The sequence below is a fragment of the Azonexus caeni genome (assembly GCF_048146105.1).
Classification (GTDB): Bacteria; Pseudomonadota; Gammaproteobacteria; order Burkholderiales; family Rhodocyclaceae; genus Azonexus; species Azonexus aromaticus_B.
On sequence record NZ_JBKJAD010000014.1, the window covers coordinates 46,272 to 62,725 of the forward strand.

15 protein-coding genes are annotated in these 16,454 nt (G+C 63.2%); 2 read left to right on the forward strand and 13 right to left on the reverse strand.

From position 1 onward, the window contains the following. Window positions 1-31 precede the first annotated feature (31 nt). From bamA to rfbD, 10 genes are all read right to left on the reverse strand, one after another. Entirely contained in the window at window positions 32-2,308 is a 2,277-nt protein-coding gene (gene bamA / locus ACLIIZ_RS13605; RefSeq protein WP_416692970.1) for an outer membrane protein assembly factor BamA, read from the reverse strand. Between the two features lie 2 nt (window positions 2,309-2,310). Further along, window positions 2,311-3,678 (reverse strand): RIP metalloprotease RseP, encoded by a 1,368-nt coding sequence (gene rseP, locus ACLIIZ_RS13610; protein WP_416692971.1) that lies wholly within the window; start codon window positions 3,676-3,678, stop codon window positions 2,311-2,313. Then, window positions 3,675-4,862, reverse strand: a complete 1,188-nt coding sequence (ispC, locus tag ACLIIZ_RS13615; protein WP_416692973.1) for a 1-deoxy-D-xylulose-5-phosphate reductoisomerase — start codon at window positions 4,860-4,862, stop codon at window positions 3,675-3,677. The genes rseP and ispC overlap by 4 nt, the downstream gene beginning before the upstream one ends. Then, window positions 4,859-5,689 (reverse strand): phosphatidate cytidylyltransferase, encoded by an 831-nt coding sequence (locus ACLIIZ_RS13620; protein WP_416692975.1) that lies wholly within the window; start codon window positions 5,687-5,689, stop codon window positions 4,859-4,861. The genes ispC and ACLIIZ_RS13620 overlap by 4 nt, the downstream gene beginning before the upstream one ends. Beyond that, window positions 5,682-6,443: a polyprenyl diphosphate synthase gene (gene uppS / locus ACLIIZ_RS13625; RefSeq protein WP_416692977.1), complete on the reverse strand. Its 762-nt coding sequence runs from the start codon at window positions 6,441-6,443 to the stop codon at window positions 5,682-5,684. The genes ACLIIZ_RS13620 and uppS overlap by 8 nt, the downstream gene beginning before the upstream one ends. A gap of 12 nt (window positions 6,444-6,455) precedes the next feature. Beyond that, on the reverse strand, window positions 6,456-7,013 hold the full coding sequence (gene frr, locus ACLIIZ_RS13630; RefSeq protein WP_416692979.1) for a ribosome recycling factor: 558 nt from the start codon (window positions 7,011-7,013) through the stop codon (window positions 6,456-6,458). A gap of 11 nt (window positions 7,014-7,024) precedes the next feature. Then, on the reverse strand, window positions 7,025-7,741 hold the full coding sequence (gene pyrH / locus ACLIIZ_RS13635; RefSeq protein ID WP_416692980.1) for a UMP kinase: 717 nt from the start codon (window positions 7,739-7,741) through the stop codon (window positions 7,025-7,027). 20 nt (window positions 7,742-7,761) lie between these two features. After that, complete coding sequence (tsf, locus tag ACLIIZ_RS13640; protein WP_416692982.1) at window positions 7,762-8,661, reverse strand: translation elongation factor Ts; 900 nt, start codon at window positions 8,659-8,661, stop codon at window positions 7,762-7,764. 61 nt (window positions 8,662-8,722) lie between these two features. Next, on the reverse strand, window positions 8,723-9,466 hold the full coding sequence (gene rpsB / locus ACLIIZ_RS13645; RefSeq protein WP_416692985.1) for a 30S ribosomal protein S2: 744 nt from the start codon (window positions 9,464-9,466) through the stop codon (window positions 8,723-8,725). Window positions 9,467-9,672: 206 nt separating this feature from the next. After that, window positions 9,673-10,569, reverse strand: coding sequence for a dTDP-4-dehydrorhamnose reductase (gene rfbD, locus ACLIIZ_RS13650; protein ID WP_416692987.1), 897 nt, complete (start codon window positions 10,567-10,569; stop codon window positions 9,673-9,675). A gap of 112 nt (window positions 10,570-10,681) precedes the next feature. Here rfbD and map point away from each other — a divergent pair, with 112 nt between their 5' ends. After that, window positions 10,682-11,482 (forward strand): type I methionyl aminopeptidase, encoded by an 801-nt coding sequence (map, locus tag ACLIIZ_RS13655; RefSeq protein WP_416692989.1) that lies wholly within the window; start codon window positions 10,682-10,684, stop codon window positions 11,480-11,482. Next, window positions 11,482-14,040, forward strand: coding sequence for a [protein-PII] uridylyltransferase (locus ACLIIZ_RS13660; protein WP_416692990.1), 2,559 nt, complete (start codon window positions 11,482-11,484; stop codon window positions 14,038-14,040). Before map ends, ACLIIZ_RS13660 begins: the two co-directional genes overlap by 1 nt. A 12-nt stretch (window positions 14,041-14,052) precedes the next feature. On the opposite strand, the gene ACLIIZ_RS13665 is transcribed toward ACLIIZ_RS13660, so the two are convergent. The 3 genes from ACLIIZ_RS13665 to galU are packed head-to-tail and all read right to left on the reverse strand — an operon-like array spanning window position 14,053 to window position 16,380. Next, entirely contained in the window at window positions 14,053-14,823 is a 771-nt protein-coding gene (locus ACLIIZ_RS13665) for an S-methyl-5'-thioinosine phosphorylase (protein ID WP_416692991.1), read from the reverse strand. A 1-nt stretch (window position 14,824) separates the two neighbouring features. Continuing rightward, window positions 14,825-15,514, reverse strand: a complete 690-nt coding sequence (locus tag ACLIIZ_RS13670; protein WP_416692992.1) for a class I SAM-dependent methyltransferase — start codon at window positions 15,512-15,514, stop codon at window positions 14,825-14,827. Beyond that, window positions 15,511-16,380: a UTP--glucose-1-phosphate uridylyltransferase GalU gene (galU, locus tag ACLIIZ_RS13675; RefSeq protein WP_416692993.1), complete on the reverse strand. Its 870-nt coding sequence runs from the start codon at window positions 16,378-16,380 to the stop codon at window positions 15,511-15,513. Before galU ends, ACLIIZ_RS13670 begins: the two co-directional genes overlap by 4 nt. Between the last annotated feature and the right edge of the window lie 74 nt (window positions 16,381-16,454).

The following is a 16,454-nucleotide window of genomic DNA, read 5'->3' on the forward strand; positions in this document are numbered from 1 at the left end:
AGGTTCTGGCTTTCAACATGAGACTCCTGGATCAAAAAGTGGTACCCAACTGGAACTGGAAGGCTTCCTTTTCATCGTCATCCTTCTTGTTCAGCGGCGTACCGATACTGAATTTCAACGGTCCGATCGGCGACACCCAGGACGCCGTCACCCCGGTTGAATAACGCAACTCCCCGAGGTCGAACTTGTCGCCCGAAGCGTACACCTGGCCGGCATCAAAGAACAGACCGACGCGCGCGGTTCTCTCGAAACCCGGCAAGCTCCACAGCAGTTCGGCGTTACCGACGATCTTCCGGTTGCCACCGAGATGGTCATCGCCATCGAGGGTACCCGAAGTCCCCAGCGTGCTGGTCTTGAAACCGCGTACCGAGTTCACCCCACCGGCGTAGTAGTTCTTGAAGAAGGGCAAGTCCTTGCCACTATACCCGCCTGCATAGCCAAGATCGCCATTGAGCATCAGCGTGAAGCGTTTGGACAAGGGCAGGAAATGCTGGATCTGGTAATTGGCGCGGTAATAGGTCAAATCACCACCGGGCAGACCGACTTCCAGACTGGCGCGCTGGTAGGTGCCCTTGGTCGGGAAGAAGAAGCTGTTCTTCGTATCCTTGGCCCAGGTCAGGGTCAGCGGAATCGAGATGTTGGTCTTGCCGAAATCCGCGACATACTTCTTGTAGTAGCTCGGACTGCTGTCGTATACATCGATGCTCGTCGTATCCGCCGCAACGCCGAAGGAGAAGGATTGATACTCGTCGATCGGGAAACCGAAACGGATGCCACCGCCGGTGGATTGCGACTTGTAGTAGGCAAGATCGGTTGAACTGGTATCGGTCGTCCGGTGATAGACGTCGAAGCCCTGACTGACACCATCCGGCGTGAAATAGGGATTGGTGTAGGAAACCGAATAGGTCCGGTTGGATTTCGAGGTATTGACCTGCAGACCGACGTTGTTGCCGCTACCCATGAAATTGTTCTGGGAAATCGCCCCGGAGAGGATGACTTTGTCGGAGCTCGAGGTACCTAGGCCGAGCATCAGGTTGCCGGTCGGCTTCTCGGTGACGTTCACATTGACGTCGAGCTGATCGGTCGTTCCCTGCACCGGGGGGGTCTCGACGGCAACTTCGGTGAAGAAACCAAGGCGGTCGATGCGTTCCTTCGAAGACTGGACCTTCTGCGCATCGTACCAGGCGCTCTCCATCTGCCGCATCTCGCGGCGCACGACTTCGTCGCGCGTCTTGGTATTACCGGTGACGTTGATGCGGCGCACATAAACCCGCTTGCCGGGATCGACGAAGACGGTGAAGTCTACGAGGTGCTTCTCCCGGTTGATCTCGGGCGAAGCATTGACGTTGGCGAAGGCATAGCCTTCAGCGCCCAGACGATCAACGATCGCCTTGGTCGATTCGTTAAGCTTTTCCCGCGAGAAGACATCGCCGGGACGCACCGAAACCAGCTTGCGCAATTCCGCTTCGGGAATCGTGAAATCGCCGGCCAGCTTGACCGAGGCCACCTTGAAGCGTTCGCCCTCGACAATGTTGAGGGTGATGTAGACGTCCTGCTTGTCGGGCGAAATCGAGACCTGGGTGGACTCGACGTTGAATTCCATGTAACCGCGATCCAGGTAGAAGGAACGCAGTTTTTCGATGTCGGCGGAAAGCTTCTGGCGGGAATACTGGTCGTTCTTGTTATACCAGGTCAGCCAGCCCGGCGTGGTCAACTCGAACAGCGACTGCAGTTCCTTCTCCGGGAAGGCCTTGGCGCCGACAATGTTGATCTGGCGAATCTTCGCGGCATCGCCTTCGACGATGGTGAAGTTGACGCCAACCCGATTGCGTTCAAGCGGCGTCACCGTCGTCGTGATCCGGGCGGCATACTTGCCGCGCGTCAGGTACTGCCGCTTGAGCTCCTGCTCCGCCTTGTCGAGCAAGGAACGGTCGAAGATGCGGCCAGTGGCGATACCGACTTCCTTGAGCGCCTTGATGATCGCGTCTTTCTCGAATTCCTTCATGCCGACGAAATCGAGCGAGGCGATCGCCGGCCGCTCCTGCAGGACGACGACCATGACATTGCCTTCGACGTCGATCCGCACATCCTTGAAGAAACCAGTGGCGAACAGCGACTTGATGGCCTGTGCCGCTTTTTCGTCGGTGAAGGTTTCGCCGACCTTGACCGGCAGATAACTGAACACCGTCCCCGCCTCGGTACGCTGGATACCCTCGACACGGATGTCCTTGACCACGAACGGGGAAAAGGCCAGCGCGGGCATGGCAAACAGACCGGCAATCAGGGCTGGCAACAGGGATTTTTTCATCGTTAGCCGCCGAACAGGCGATTCAAGTCGTTAAAAAATGCGAAAGCCATCAAGCTGAACAAAATGGCGAGTCCGAACTGTTGTCCGATTGCCATTGCCCGCTCCGAGAGGGGCTTCCGCCTGACGACTTCGATCATATGATACATCAAATGCCCGCCATCCAGCACCGGGACGGGAAGCAGGTTGAGCACCCCCAGGCTGATGCTGATCAGCGCCATGAAACGGACATAATAATCGATCCCGAGCTTCGCCGTCTGTCCGGCGTAATCGGCGATCGTCACCGGTCCCGACAGGTTTTTCCAGGAAACCTCGCCGGTCAGCATCTTGCCCATCATGCGCAGGCTGAAGATCGACTTGTCCCAGGTTTCGAAGATCGCCTTGCGCCCTGCGTCAATGACGCCGTAACGGACGAAGGCACGCAGTTCGCGACGGCTTTCCGGGGTTTCGGCAACCGCCACGCCGATGCGGCCGATCCGCTGACCGCCTTCGGAAGCTTCTTCTGGAGTGACAGCAAGCTGCAAGCTGACGCCCTGCCGCTCGATGTCGAAACGCAGGCTGCGCCCTGCCGCTTCACGGACGGCAAGCACCAGCGCCTGCCAGTTGGCGAGCGGACGACCGTCGATCGCCAGCACGCGGTCGCCCTCCATCAAGCCGGCCCGGGCACCGGGTCCGCCATCGACCAGGCGACCGATGACCGCCGGCAGGTCCGGACGATAGAAACGCAGACCAAGATGCACCAGAGGATCGCCCTCCCAGCCCTCTTCCCGCACCGCATCGAGCGCCAGGATACGCGTGCGAGCAACGCCGTCGGCATCGACGACATCAAGTGCGATTTGCGCGCGCGACGCAGCTAGCTGCAGGAGTTGCCAGCGAAAATCGTCCCAGGTCGCCACCGTCTCGTCGTCGATGCGCATCACCTGATCGCCGCCCCGGATACCGGCGGCGGCGGCGGGCGTCGAGACAGCCGGCGCACCGAGGACGGGCAGCAGTTCGTTGGTGCCGTGCAGAAAAACCGCCCAGTACAGGAAGATGGCCAGCAGGAAATTGGCCAGCGGACCGGCAGCAACGATCAGGCTGCGCCGACCGACCCCCTGCCGGTTGAAGGCACGCGGCAGTTCTTCCGCCGCTACCTCGCCTTCCCGTTCGTCGAGCATCTTGACGTAGCCGCCCAGCGGCAGGGCGCTGACCGCCCACTCCGTGGCATCGCGCCCGAGACGCCGCTGCCAGAGAACGGGGCCGAAACCGATCGAGAAGCGCAAGACCTTGACGCCGCACCAGCGCGCGACGATGTAATGCCCGAATTCATGGACGACGATCAGGATGCCCAATGCCAGCGCGAAGGCGGCCAGAGTCAGCGGCAGATCGCTCATGCGAAACGCCCGTCGGCCACCATGACGCCCGCCAACTGCCGCGCCCGGGCGTCGGCGGCGATGACGTCGTCGAGACTGCCCTCGGGACCGGCCGGCAAGGCGGCGAGGACAGCTTCGTTGAGGCGGGCAATGCCGAGGAAAGACAAGCGCCGATCAAGGAAAGCGGCCACCGCCACCTCGTTCGCCGCATTGAGGATGGCCGGCGCCGTCCCACCTTCGCGCAACACATCGTAGGCGAGTTGCAGGCAGCGAAAACGCTCGAAATCGGGGGCAAAGAAGTCGAGTCGCCCGACCTTGAACAGATCGAGCGGCGCGACGCCGGCAGCGATACGCTCCGGCCACGCCATGGCGCAGACAATCGGCGTGCGCATGTCGGGGTTGCCGAGTTGCGCCAGCGTCGAACCGTCGACGTACTGGACCGCGGAATGGATCACGCTCTGCGGGTGGACGACGACCTGGATCATCTCCGGCGGCGCATCGAACAGCCAGCGCGCCTCGATGACTTCCAGCCCCTTGTTCATCATGGTCGCCGAATCGACCGAAATCTTGCGCCCCATCACCCAGTTGGGATGGGCGCAGGCCTGCTCCGGGGTCACGGCACCAAGGTCGGCCAGCGCCACGTTGCGGAACGGACCGCCAGAAGCGGTGAGCAGGATGCGCTCGACGCCGACCGCGGCCAAGCCACGCGTGAAATCGGCAGGCAGCGCCTGGAAGATCGCATTGTGTTCGCTATCGACCGGCAGCAGTGTTGCGCCGCAATCCCGAACGGCATGCATGAACAGCTCGCCGGCCATGACCAGCACTTCCTTGTTCGCCAGCATCACCCGCTTGCCGGCGCGGGCTGCCGCCAGCGTCGGCGCAAGGCCGGCGGCGCCGACGATCGCCGCCATCACCGCATCGACTTCCGGCAGCGAAGAAAGCTCGATCAGGGCATCCACCCCGTGTCGGACTTCGGTGGGCAAACCGGCATCGCGGCAACGCCCGGCGAGTTCGGCAGCCAGCGCCGCGTCGCGCATGACGGCGAAAGGCGGATGGAATTCCCGGCATTGCTCGAACAGGGCATCGACCTGGGTATGCGCGCAAAGCGCAAAAGCCCGGTAGCGGCTGGGGTGACGACGAATGACGTCGAGGGTGCTGGTGCCGATCGAACCGGTCGATCCGAGGACGGTGATGTTCTGGGTCATCCGCGATAGATTACCAGCAACCAGACGAGCGCGATCAGCGGCAGCGTCGACGTCAGGCTGTCGATGCGATCGAGCACGCCACCATGCCCGGGCAACACGTTGCTGCTGTCCTTGATGCCGGCCTTGCGCTTGAGCAAGGACTCGAACAAGTCACCAACAATGCTGACCGCGGTCACCGCCAGCAGGGCGAGCCCCCAGAGCGGCAAGGCAACGACGCCGTCGAGAAAATAGTGGCCGAGCACCAAGCCATAGACGAGGACGCCGAGCACGGCACCCGCAGCGCCTTCCCAGGTCTTGCCCGGGCTGATCGTCGGCGCCAGCTTGCGCCGCCCGAAACGACGGCCGGCAAAATAGGCGGCGATATCGGCCACCCAGGCAACGGCAAACGCCGCCAGCAACAGCAGCGGCGACGCCGCGCGCAACTGGACCATGGCCAGCCAGGTCGGCAACAGCACGACCGCGCCGACCAGCAGGCCGCTCCCCCCACGCAATGCCCACTTGCTGCGCAACCAGAAGGGCATCAGCAGCACCCAGAAAACCGCCGCGGCGCCGTACAGCAGGAGGACCCAGGCCTGCTCCGGCTGGAAGCCGGCCGCGCCGATGGGCGCTGGGTCGATCCAGGCGAGCGCTGCACAGGACGAGGTGAAACCGGCGCCGAGCGCAATCCGGGCACTACCGGACCAGCCCAGCAATGCCCCCCATTCCCAGGCACCGACACCGATGAAGAGAGCAATCAGGATCGCCCAGGCGGCCTGTGGCAACAGAAACATGCTGGGCAGCAGCAGACCGACCAGCACCAGCGCCGTGATCACCCGCGTCTTAAGCATTGCCGGTGTCGGTAAGCTGTTCGCTGGTCCGCCCGAAACGACGCTCGCGCTGCTGGTAGGAGGCAATCGCCTTGTCCAGTTCGCCAGCGTCGAAATCCGGCCACAGGGTCGGCGTGAAATAGAATTCGGTGTAAGCCAGTTGCCAGAGCAGGAAGTTACTGATGCGCTCCTCGCCGCCGGTACGGATGAAAAGATCCGGTTCGGGCGCGAAATTCATCGCCAAGTAGGGCTCCAGATCGGCCTCGCTCCAGGTGCCGGCACGCGCCGGGTCGGCCGCGGCAAGGCGGTTGAGCGCCTGCATGATGTCCCAGCGCCCACCGTAATTGGCGGCGATCGTCAGATCGAGCGCGGTATTGGTCGCCGTCTTGGCCTCGGCCTCGGCAACCAGCGATTGCAACAAGGGATCGAACCGGGAGAGGTCGCCGACGACACGCAGGCGGACGTTGTTGCGGTTCATCCGCTCAACCTCCTGTTGCAGCGCCTTGACGAACAACTGCATCAGCAGACTGACTTCGTCCTGCGGACGCCGCCAGTTTTCCGAAGAGAAGGCGAACACCGTCAGGTAACGAACCCCCCGGTCGAGACAGACGCGAACCATGTCGCGCAGGGCATCGACCCCCTTGACATGGCCTGCGACGCGGGGCAAAAAACGCTTTTTTGCCCAGCGCCCGTTACCATCCATGATCACCGCAAGGTGTTGCGGAACGACGGTGCTTTGCGGCAGGTCCCGCGTCGAACTGGAAAAGAACGCCATCCCGGGCGCGGCTCAGACCTGCATCAGCTCGGCCTCTTTGACGGCGAGCATCTTGTCGACTTCGGCGATGTACTTGTCGGTCAGCTTCTGGACATCGTCCTGCGCCTTGCGTTCGGCGTCCTCGGGGATTTCCCCCTTCTTCAGGGCGTCCTTGAGGTGGGTATTGGCATCGCGACGCAGGTTGCGGATCGCCACCTTGGCGCCCTCGCCTTCGTGCTTCACCACCTTGATCATTTCCTTGCGCCGCTCTTCGGTCAGCGCCGGCATCGGCACGCGGATCAACTCGCCCTGCGAGGCCGGATTGAGGCCGAGGTCGGAATCGCGGATCGCCTTCTCGACCTTCTGCAGCATGTTCTTTTCCCAGGGCTGGACGCCGAGGGTACGGGCATCGACCAGAGTGATGTTGGCAACCTGATTCACCGGCACCGGCGAACCGTAGTAATCGACCATGACGTGGTCGAGCAGGCCGGTATGGGCACGGCCGGTACGAATCTTCAGCAGGTCGTTCTTGAGCGCTTCGAGCGACTTCTGCATTTTCGCTTCGGCGGTTTTCTTGAGTTCGGCAATCATCTGTCTCTCCCTCAGCAGTAAACCAGCGTGCCCTCATCCTCACCGCAGACCACGCGCTTGAGCGCGCCGGCCTTGAAGATGGAGAACACGTTGATCGGCAGTTTCTGGTCGCGGCATAGTGCGAAGGCAGTCGCATCCATCACCGCGAGGTTTTGCGAGATCGCATCGTTGAAGCTGATCTTGTCGTAGCGCGTGGCCGAGGCGTCCTTTTTCGGGTCGGCGGTGTAGATGCCGTCGACCTTGGTCGCCTTGAGCACGATTTCCGCGCCAATTTCCGACCCGCGCAAGGCGGCGGCGGTGTCGGTCGTGAAGAAGGGGTTGCCGGTGCCCGCACCGAAAATCACCACCTTGCCTTCTTCGAGGTAGCGGATGGCCTTGCCGCGGATATAGGGCTCGACCACCTGCTCGATATTCAGGGCCGACTGCACACGCGCATTCAGGCCGACTTGACGCATCGCGTCGGACAGCGCCATGGCGTTCATCACCGTGGCCAGCATGCCCATGTAATCCGCAGTGGCTCTATCCATCCCGGTGGCCGTACCGGCCATGCCGCGGAAGATGTTGCCACCGCCGATCACGACGCCGATTTCCACACCCAGGTCAGCGACCGCCTTGATCTCGCCACAGATTTCGCCGATCACCTTCGGATTGATACCGTAGGCGTCGCTGCCCATCAGGGCCTCACCGGAGAGTTTGAGGAGGATGCGCTTGTATTTGGGTGTGGTCATCGGCTTTCCCTTGCGGAAGATTACTTCTTGGCAGCCGCGGCAGCGGCCTGGGCGGCGACTTCGGCAGCGAAGTCGTCGACCTTCTTCTCGATGCCTTCGCCAACCATGAACAGCGTGAAGCTGGCCACCGAAGCGCCCTTCTGCTTCAGCAACTGCTCGATCGTCTGCTTGCCGTCTTCGGCCTTGACGAAGACCTGACCGAGCAGGGTCACGTCCTTCAGGTACTTCTGGACCGTACCTTCGGCGATCTTCTCGAGCATCGCTTCCGGCTTGCCGGCTTCGCGCGCCTTCTCGATGGCGACGCGGCGCTCGGTTTCCAGCAGCTCGGCGGAAACGCCGGAGGCATCGAGAGACTTCGGCTTGGACGCGGCGATGTGCATCGCGATGTCCTTGCCCAGCTGCTCGTCACCGCCGACCAGGTCCACCAGCACACCGACCTTGGCGCCGCCGTGGATGTACGAAACCAGCTTGCCTTGCGCGGCGCAGCGGACGAAACGGCGGATCGTCATGTTCTCGCCGATCTTGCCGACCAGCGCGGCGCGGGTCGTTTCGACGCTACCCTCGCCCATCGGCAGCGCCGACAGGGCGGCGACGTCGGCCGGATTCTGTTCGGCGACCAGCACGGCGCAGCCGTTGGCGAGCGCGATGAAGTCGTCGTTCTTGGCGACGAAGTCGGTTTCCGAATTGACTTCGACGATCGCGCCGGTCTTGCCGTCAGCGGAGATGCTGACCGCAACGATGCCTTCCGCGGCGATCCGGGTAGCGGCCTTGGAGGCCTTGTTGCCCAGCTTGACGCGGAGGATTTCTTCAGCCTTGACCATGTCGCCGTCGGCTTCGGTCAGCGCCTTCTTGCATTCCATCATCGGCGCGTCGGTCTTGCCGCGCAGTTCCGCGACCATGCTTGCGGTAATTGCCGCCATACTTGTTTCTCCTGAGCTTATGAGACAGGCGGAGCCTGAGGCTCCGCCGTTACACCGATATTTATTCGGCAGCTTCTTCGACTTCAACGAATTCGTCGTCGCCGCCGGCAACCACTTCCTGGATCGCCAGGCTGCGACCTTCGAGGATCGCGTCGGCAACGCCACGGGCGTAGAGCTGAATGGCGCGGGAAGAGTCGTCGTTACCCGGGATGACGTAGGAAACGCCTTCCGGGGAGTGGTTGGTATCGACCACGCCGATGACCGGGATGCCGAGCTTTTCGGCTTCGGTGATGGCGATCTTGTGGTAACCGACGTCGATGACGAAGATGGCGTCCGGCAGGCCGCCCATGTCCTTGATGCCGCCGATGGACTTTTGCAGCTTTTCCAGTTCGCGACGGAAGGTCAGCGCTTCCTTCTTCGACATCTTTTCCAGGTCGCCGGCTTCGACAGCCAGTTCCATGTCCTTCAGGCGCTTGATCGAGGTCTTGACCGTCTTGAAGTTGGTCAGCATGCCGCCCAGCCAGCGCTGGTCAACACAAGGAGCACCGGCGCGCGCCGCTTCTTCAGCGACGATTTCGCGGGCCTGACGCTTGGTACCGACAAACAGGATGTTGCCGCGATTGGCCGACAGCTTCTTCACGAAAGCCATGGCTTCGTTGTACTTGGCCAGGGTCTTTTCCAGGTTGACGATATGAATCTTGTTGCGGGCACCGAAAATGTACGGGGCCATCTTGGGGCACCAGAAACGGGTCTGGTGGCCGAAGTGGACACCGGCTTCCAGCATTTCACGCATGGTAACGGACATTGCAAAACTCCTTTAAGGGTTGAACCGCCACCCGCCGCAAACGCCCGTCATTATTGGAATCTGACGAACACCCTTAATCGGCGGATGTGAGGATTTGACGACACGCACCACGCGCATCGCCGTCATTCCCGAGTCACAGACCCGGAAAAACCGCAGGATTATAGCAGCGAATTCGCCCGACCAAAAGCCAGGCGAGACGGCATTTGTCATCTGGCGACGATTTGCGCCAGCATCCGTTGCAGGTAGGGTTGCCAGTCCGGCAGATGCAAATCGAAATCGGCGGCTAGCTTGCTGCAATCGAGACGGGAGTTGGCCGGACGCCGCGCCGGCGTTGGATATTCGGCGCTGGGGATCGCGCGGATGGCTTGCGCATCGAAACGCAGGCCGCCGGCACGACCGCCCGCCAACTCGACGATGCGCCGGGCAAAGCCGCACCAGCTCAGCGGATTCGCCGCTGCCAGGTGATAGAGGCGGCTCTCTCCATCGCCCAGCCGGCGGCCGAGATCCAGGCGCAGCAAGGCCGCTGCGGTGACGTCGGCGATCAGCGCCGCCGGCGTCGGCGAACCGACCTGATCATCAACCACCGACAAGCTGTCGCGCTCGCGCGCCAGACGCAGGACGGTGCGGACAAAATTGCCGCCATGCTCGCCGAAGACCCAACTCGTGCGGAAAACCAATGAACGGGCGCCGCTGGCGCGTATCCCTTCCTCACCGGCCAGCTTGCTGCGCCCGTAAACGCTCTGCGGCGCCACGGCGTCGGTTTCAACATACGGAGCAGACTTTTTGCCGTCATACACGTAATCGGTCGAATAGTGAATCAGCAGCGCACCGCTTGCCGCAGCACATTCAGCGAGGACGCGCGGCGCCTCGGCATTGATGGCATGCGCTGTGGCGGCATCCGATTCCGCCTTGTCCACGGCCGTGTACGCCGCCGCATTGACGATCACCGCCGGCCGGGCAGCAGCAACCAATACCCGCAACGCGGCGGGATCGGAGAGGTCGCACTCGCCACGCCCGCAAGCGACCAGCGGCGCCAGTGGTGCCAGCGCGCGTTGCAATTCCCAACCCAACTGACCATCCTTGCCCAGCAACAAGATCCCCATGCCCCGCCTCCTCCGTCAAAACCCGCGCAGTATGCCATTTTCGGCCGGCCAGCTTTGCGAAACGGGGGGCATCATTTATCCTTGCTCCTTTACCCCAGCCCCCAGAACAGCCATGAGCATCACCCTGAAGACGCCCGAGGAAATCGAGAAAATGCGCGTCGCCGGCCGGCTGGCCGCAGAAGTTCTCGACTACATCGACGCTTTCGTCAAACCCGGCGTCACCACCGAGGAACTCGACCGCCTCTGTCACGATTACATGGTCAAGGTCCAGGGCTGCATTCCCGCCCCGCTCAACTACGCACCTGCCGGTTACGACCCGTACCCGAAATCGATCTGCACCTCGATCAACCAGCAGGTCTGCCACGGCGTGCCCAGCGAGCGGGTGTTGAAGAACGGCGACATCGTCAATCTCGACATCACGACGATCAAGGATGGCTACCACGGCGATACCAGCCGCATGTTCATCGTCGGCGAAGGCTCGATCCAGGCCAAGCGCCTGTGCGAAATCACTTTTGAGTGCCTGTGGCTGGGAATTTCGGTGGTCCGCCCCGGCGCCCGCCTCGGCGACATCGGCGCGATCATCCAGAAACACGCCGAAAAGAATGGCTACTCGGTGGTCCGCGAGTTCTGCGGCCACGGCATCGGCAGCAAGTTCCACGAAGACCCTCAGGTGGTGCATTACGGCAAGGCCGGCACCGGCATCGAACTGGTGCCCGGCATGACCTTCACCATCGAACCGATGATCAACGCCGGCAAGGCGGCGATCCGCGAGATGCCCGACGGCTGGACCATCGTCACCAAGGACCGCAGCCTGTCGGCGCAATGGGAACACACCCTGCTGGTCACCGACAGCGGCTACGAAATCCTCACCCTGTCGGCCGGCTGCCGACCGAAACCCGACTGGATCGCCTGATGAGCCTCGACATCGCTGCGCTGCGCGCCGAGGTCCGGGCCCGCCAAGCCACACTGCAGGCCCGCTACGAAGCCGACAACGATGCCGAAGCCCTGCTCAAGCAACGTTGCGCCGATGTCGACGACACCCTACGCCGCCTCTGGGAGAGCTTCGAATTTCCCGCCTCGATCGCCCTCGCCGCCGTCGGCGGCTACGGCCGGGGCGAACTCTACCCGGCCTCCGACATCGACCTGCTGATCCTGCTGCCGCAGGCGCCGAGCGCAAACACGGCGGAAAAACTGGAACGCCTGGTCGGCTGCTTCTGGGACATTGGCCTCGAAATCGGCCATAGCGTGCGCACCATCCCGGAATGCCTGGACGAGGCAACACGCGACATCACGGTGCAGACCGCGCTGCTCGAAGCCCGCCTGCTGACCGGCAGCGAAAAACTGTTCGCCACCTTCCGCAAGCGCCTGTTCGGCAACCTCGACCCGCTCGGCTTTTTCGAAGCCAAACGCCTCGAACAGCAGGACCGTTACCTGCGGCACAATGAAACGCCGTACAGCCTGGAACCCAACCTCAAGGAATCGCCGGGCGGGCTGCGCGACCAGCAGGTGATCTTCTGGATTGCCAAGGCGGCGGGTTTCGGCGACACCTGGGACGAACTCGGCAAGGGCGGCGTGATGTCACAGGAAGGCGTCGCCTTCGGCAAGCAGTTCGAGGATTTCCTGCGCCACCTGCGCATCCGCCTGCATTTCATCGCCCGCCGCCGCGAAGATCGCCTGCTCTTCGACTACCAGTCCGCGCTCGCCGCCCGTTACGGCTTTCAGGACAGCGAATCGAAGCGCGCCTCCGAACAGCTGATGCAGGCCTATTACCGCAACGCCAAAGGACTGATGCTGCTCAACACCATCGTCCTTCAGAACATGGGCGCGGCGCTCGCCCCGGAAAACCTGCAGCGTCCGCAAGCCTACGACGCCAATTTCCAGATCGTCGGCAACCTGCTCGACATCTGTGACGAGAATCTCTTCGAACGTCAGCCGGGACTGATCTTCGACGCCTTCCGCATCATGCAGGAGAACTCGGAACTGCAGGGCATGACGGCATCGACGCTGCGCGCCCTGTGGCTGGCCCGCGAGCGGATCGACGACGGCTTTCGCGCCGACCCTGCCAACCGCGCCATGTTCCTCGGTCTGCTGCAGGCCGAGCGCGGTGTCATCCACGAATTCCGGCGCATGAACCAGCTCGACATCCTCGGCGCCTACCTGCCGAACTTCGGGCGCATCGTCGGCCAGATGCAGCACGACCTGTTCCACGTCTACACCGTCGATCAGCACATCCTGCAGGTGCTGCGCAACCTGCGCCGCTTCACGATGAGCGAATTCGCCCACGAATACCCGCTCTGCTCGCGCACCATCAACGAGTTCGAAGAACCCTGGCTGCTCTACATCGCCGCCCTCTTCCACGATATTGCCAAGGGACGCGGCGGCGACCACTCGGAGAAAGGCACCGTCGATGCCCGCGAATTCTGCGACAACCACGGCCTGACGGAAACCGACACCGAACTGGTGGTCTGGCTGGTCCGCCACCACCTGGTGATGTCGCAGATCGCCCAGAAGGAAGACCTCGGCGACCCCGAGGTGATCGGCCGTTTTGCCGCACTGGTCGGCGATGTCCGCCACCTGCAGGCGCTCTACCTGCTGACCCACGCCGATGTCCGCGGCACCAGCCCGAAGGTCTGGAACCAGTGGAAAGGCAAGCTGCTCGCCGACCTCTACCAGCAGACACTGCACCACCTGGCGCATGACGAGCCCCCGGTCAGCCACGGCATCATCGCCGACCGTCAGGCCGAAGCGATGCGCCTGCTGCGCTTCTTCGCGCTCTCCGACACCGTGCATGAACGGCTCTGGAAGCAGCTCGACACCGTCTATTTCCTGCGCCACTCGGCCGAGGAAATCGCCTGGCACACGCGCTCGCTGCATTACCGTATCCACAACAACCAGCCGGTCGTCCGCGCCCGCCTCTGGCAGGAAGGCGTCGGCCTGCAGGTGATGGTGTACACCCGCGACCAGCGCGACCTCTTTGCGCGCCTGGTCGGCTTCTTCGCCCGTGCCGGCTACAGCATCGTAGACGCCAAGATCCACACCACCGAGCACGGCTACGCGCTCGACAGCTTCATCCTGCTCGACGTCGAGCGGCGCGAACACAACCGGGAAATGCTCAGCTACATCGAGCACGAGCTGGAAGACCGCCTGACCCGCGAACTGCCGCCGGAAATCCCCTCGGCCGGCCGGCTGTCGCGCCAGGTCCGGCATTTCCCGATCAAGCCGGAAGTCAGCATCAGCGGCGACGAGAAGGGCAAGCACTTCATCCTCTCGCTGACCGCCGCCGACCGTCCCGGCTTGCTATACACGGTGGCCAGCACGCTCGCCGAACACGGCGCCAACCTGCACACGGCGAAGATCGTCACCCTCGGCGAGCGCGCCGAGGACGTCTTCCTGATCAGCGGCGGCGACCTCTCGGACACCAACCGCCGCATCCGCCTGGAAACCGAACTGATGGAACGCCTGAAGGTGTGAGCCCGACGGGCCTCACACCGACATGCCGAGCGGCGGACACGCCGCCTCGCAACCGACCACCCGTTCGATGATCGCCTTGACCCGGCCCATCGCCTCCTGCAGCACGTGCTCCAGGCTGTCGAAGCGGATGCCGTTGGCGCTGCTGCCGCGCCCGGCGGCGTGGTTGGCGACGACGTTGATCGCCGCGTAGGGCACGCCCAACTCGCGGGCCAGCGCCGCTTCCGGCATGCCGGTCATGCCGACGACGTCGGCGCCGTCGCGCTCCAGGCGGTTGATCTCGGCCGCGCTCTCGAGTCGCGGCCCCTGCGTCGCCGCGTAGACGGCGCCGACCGCGACGCCAATGCCGAGCGCCGCCGCCGCTTCGGCGATGCGCCGAGCGAGCGCCGCATCGTAGGGTTCGGTGAAATCGATATGGGTCACCGGGCTGCCGACGCCGTCGAAGAAGGTGGATTTACGACCCCAGGTGTAATCGATGATCTGGTCGGGCAGGACGATGTCGCCCGGCTGCAGGTCGGGACGGATGCTGCCGACCGAGGCCACGGAAATGATCCCACTGACCTGGTGGTGATGCAGGGCCCACAGGTTGGCGCGGTAATTGACCATATGCGGCGGAATGGTATGGCCGTAGCCGTGGCGCGGCAGAAAGACCGCCGGCCGGCCGCAGATCTGGCCGAAGACCAGCGCGCCGGAAGCTTCGCCGTAAGGGGTGCGCACCACTTCGCGGTGCGAAACGTCGAGATTGGACAGCGTCGTCAGGCCGCTGCCGCCGATGATGGCCAGCATGTCAGGAACTCCGGTAAGCCAGCAGCGAAGCCAGCACGGGCACGACGCCCTTGAGGGCGGCATGCGGTTTGAAGGAAGGGGCCGCGGCCTCCAGCTTACGGTACAGCGCATCCTCGCGCTGCGCCTGGAAAGGCAGGCCGGCCAGGGTTTTCTGGCGATGATACCCGAGCAGCGTGGCGCGACCGATATCCTTGGCCTGCCAGGGAATCGCCGTCCGGTCGACGAGATGCAGCGCGCTCACCGAAGGCAGGTCGACCGCCAGCTCGGCCACCGCCCGATGCACGCGTTCGCGGTAGGCGACGACCGCCTTGCCGCCGTCGCCAGCGCTCGCCCCGGTAACCTCCGCCGGCGCGCCCATCAGCCAGCAGACGACAGTCTGCGGCGCGAAATCAACAATCGTCGCCCGCTGTTCGGCGCTCAGCGCCGTCACTTCCGCTTCCAGCACGGCCAGCGGCAGTGCGCCGACGCGTTGCCGGGCCAGCGCCAGGCAGGCGGGCTGGGCATCGACGACCAGCACATCCAGCCCGCGCTGCACCAGCGCCAGCGTCGAAAAACCCGGCCCGCAGCCGATTTCCAGGACCCGGCGTCCCGGCGTCAGGGCCGCCATCCAGTCGTAGTCGCCGTGCCGGGCCAGTGTTTCGCCCTCGCTTTCCCAGTAGTCGAGAAAACTGTCGAGCTTGGCGCCGCTCATCCCGGCTCGCCGTCGAGATAGGCGGCGAAATCGGCACCGACCTCGGGATGGCGCCGGCCGAAAGCGACCGTCGCCTTCAGGTAACCCAGTTTGGAGCCGCAATCGTAGCGCACACCGTCGTAACGATAGGCCAGCACCTGCTCCTCGTTGAGCAACGAGGCGATGCCATCGGTGAGCTGGATCTCGCCGCCCGCCCCGGGATTCACTCGTTCCAGATGGTCGAAGATGCGTGGCGTCAGGATGTAACGCCCGACCACGGCGAGCGTGGACGGCGCGACATCGGGCTTCGGCTTTTCGACGATGGCATTGACCTGCTCCAGTCGCTCAGCCACCGGGCGAGCATCGACGATGCCATAGCTGGCGGTATCGGCACGCGGCACATCCTGAACACCGAGCACCGAACAGCAGTAATAGTCGTATTTATCAACCATCTGCTTCATCACCGAGGGTTTCCCGTCGAGCAGATCGTCGGCAAGCAGGACCGCGAAGGGTTCATCACCGATCACCGGCCGCGCGCACAGCACCGCATGACCGAGCCCCAGCGCTTCCGCCTGACGGATGTAGATGCAATTGATTTCCTTGGGAATCATGTTGCGCACGAACTCCAGCATCTGCGTCTTGCCGCGCATCTCCAGCTCGTTTTCCAGCTCGTAGGCCTTGTCGAAGTGATCCTCGATCGCCCGCTTCGAGCGGCCGGTGACAAAGATCATGTCAGTGATTCCGGCGGCGACCGCTTCCTCGACCGCATACTGGATCAGCGGCTTGTCGACGATCGGCAGCATTTCCTTCGGACTGGCCTTGGTCGCCGGCAGGAAACGCGTTCCCAGGCCAGCCACCGGAAAAACGGCTTTCCTGACTTTCTTCATTTCATACTCCCTTGAAAGCCGTTTTCAGCGCAGGCTAACCCGGCATAGCCGGCGTCAAGCGATGCTTTGGCATG

Bases quoted from the DNA above. Each gene is read 5' to 3' on its own strand.
- bamA (WP_416692970.1), bottom strand. From the start codon at position 2,308: ATGAAAAAATCCCTGTTGCCAGCCCTGATTGCCGGTCTGTTTGCCATG.
- rseP (WP_416692971.1), bottom strand. From the start codon at position 3,678: ATGAGCGATCTGCCGCTGACTCTGGCCGCCTTCGCGCTGGCATTGGGC.
- ispC (WP_416692973.1), bottom strand. From the start codon at position 4,862: ATGACCCAGAACATCACCGTCCTCGGATCGACCGGTTCGATCGGCACC.
- ACLIIZ_RS13620 (WP_416692975.1), bottom strand. From the start codon at position 5,689: ATGCTTAAGACGCGGGTGATCACGGCGCTGGTGCTGGTCGGTCTGCTG.
- uppS (WP_416692977.1), bottom strand. From the start codon at position 6,443: ATGGCGTTCTTTTCCAGTTCGACGCGGGACCTGCCGCAAAGCACCGTC.
- frr (WP_416692979.1), bottom strand. From the start codon at position 7,013: ATGATTGCCGAACTCAAGAAAACCGCCGAAGCGAAAATGCAGAAGTCG.
- pyrH (WP_416692980.1), bottom strand. From the start codon at position 7,741: ATGACCACACCCAAATACAAGCGCATCCTCCTCAAACTCTCCGGTGAG.
- tsf (WP_416692982.1), bottom strand. From the start codon at position 8,661: ATGGCGGCAATTACCGCAAGCATGGTCGCGGAACTGCGCGGCAAGACC.
- rpsB (WP_416692985.1), bottom strand. From the start codon at position 9,466: ATGTCCGTTACCATGCGTGAAATGCTGGAAGCCGGTGTCCACTTCGGC.
- rfbD (WP_416692987.1), bottom strand. From the start codon at position 10,569: ATGGGGATCTTGTTGCTGGGCAAGGATGGTCAGTTGGGTTGGGAATTG.
- map (WP_416692989.1), top strand. From the start codon at position 10,682: ATGAGCATCACCCTGAAGACGCCCGAGGAAATCGAGAAAATGCGCGTC.
- ACLIIZ_RS13660 (WP_416692990.1), top strand. From the start codon at position 11,482: ATGAGCCTCGACATCGCTGCGCTGCGCGCCGAGGTCCGGGCCCGCCAA.
- ACLIIZ_RS13665 (WP_416692991.1), bottom strand. From the start codon at position 14,823: ATGCTGGCCATCATCGGCGGCAGCGGCCTGACGACGCTGTCCAATCTC.
- ACLIIZ_RS13670 (WP_416692992.1), bottom strand. From the start codon at position 15,514: ATGAGCGGCGCCAAGCTCGACAGTTTTCTCGACTACTGGGAAAGCGAG.
- galU (WP_416692993.1), bottom strand. From the start codon at position 16,380: ATGAAGAAAGTCAGGAAAGCCGTTTTTCCGGTGGCTGGCCTGGGAACG.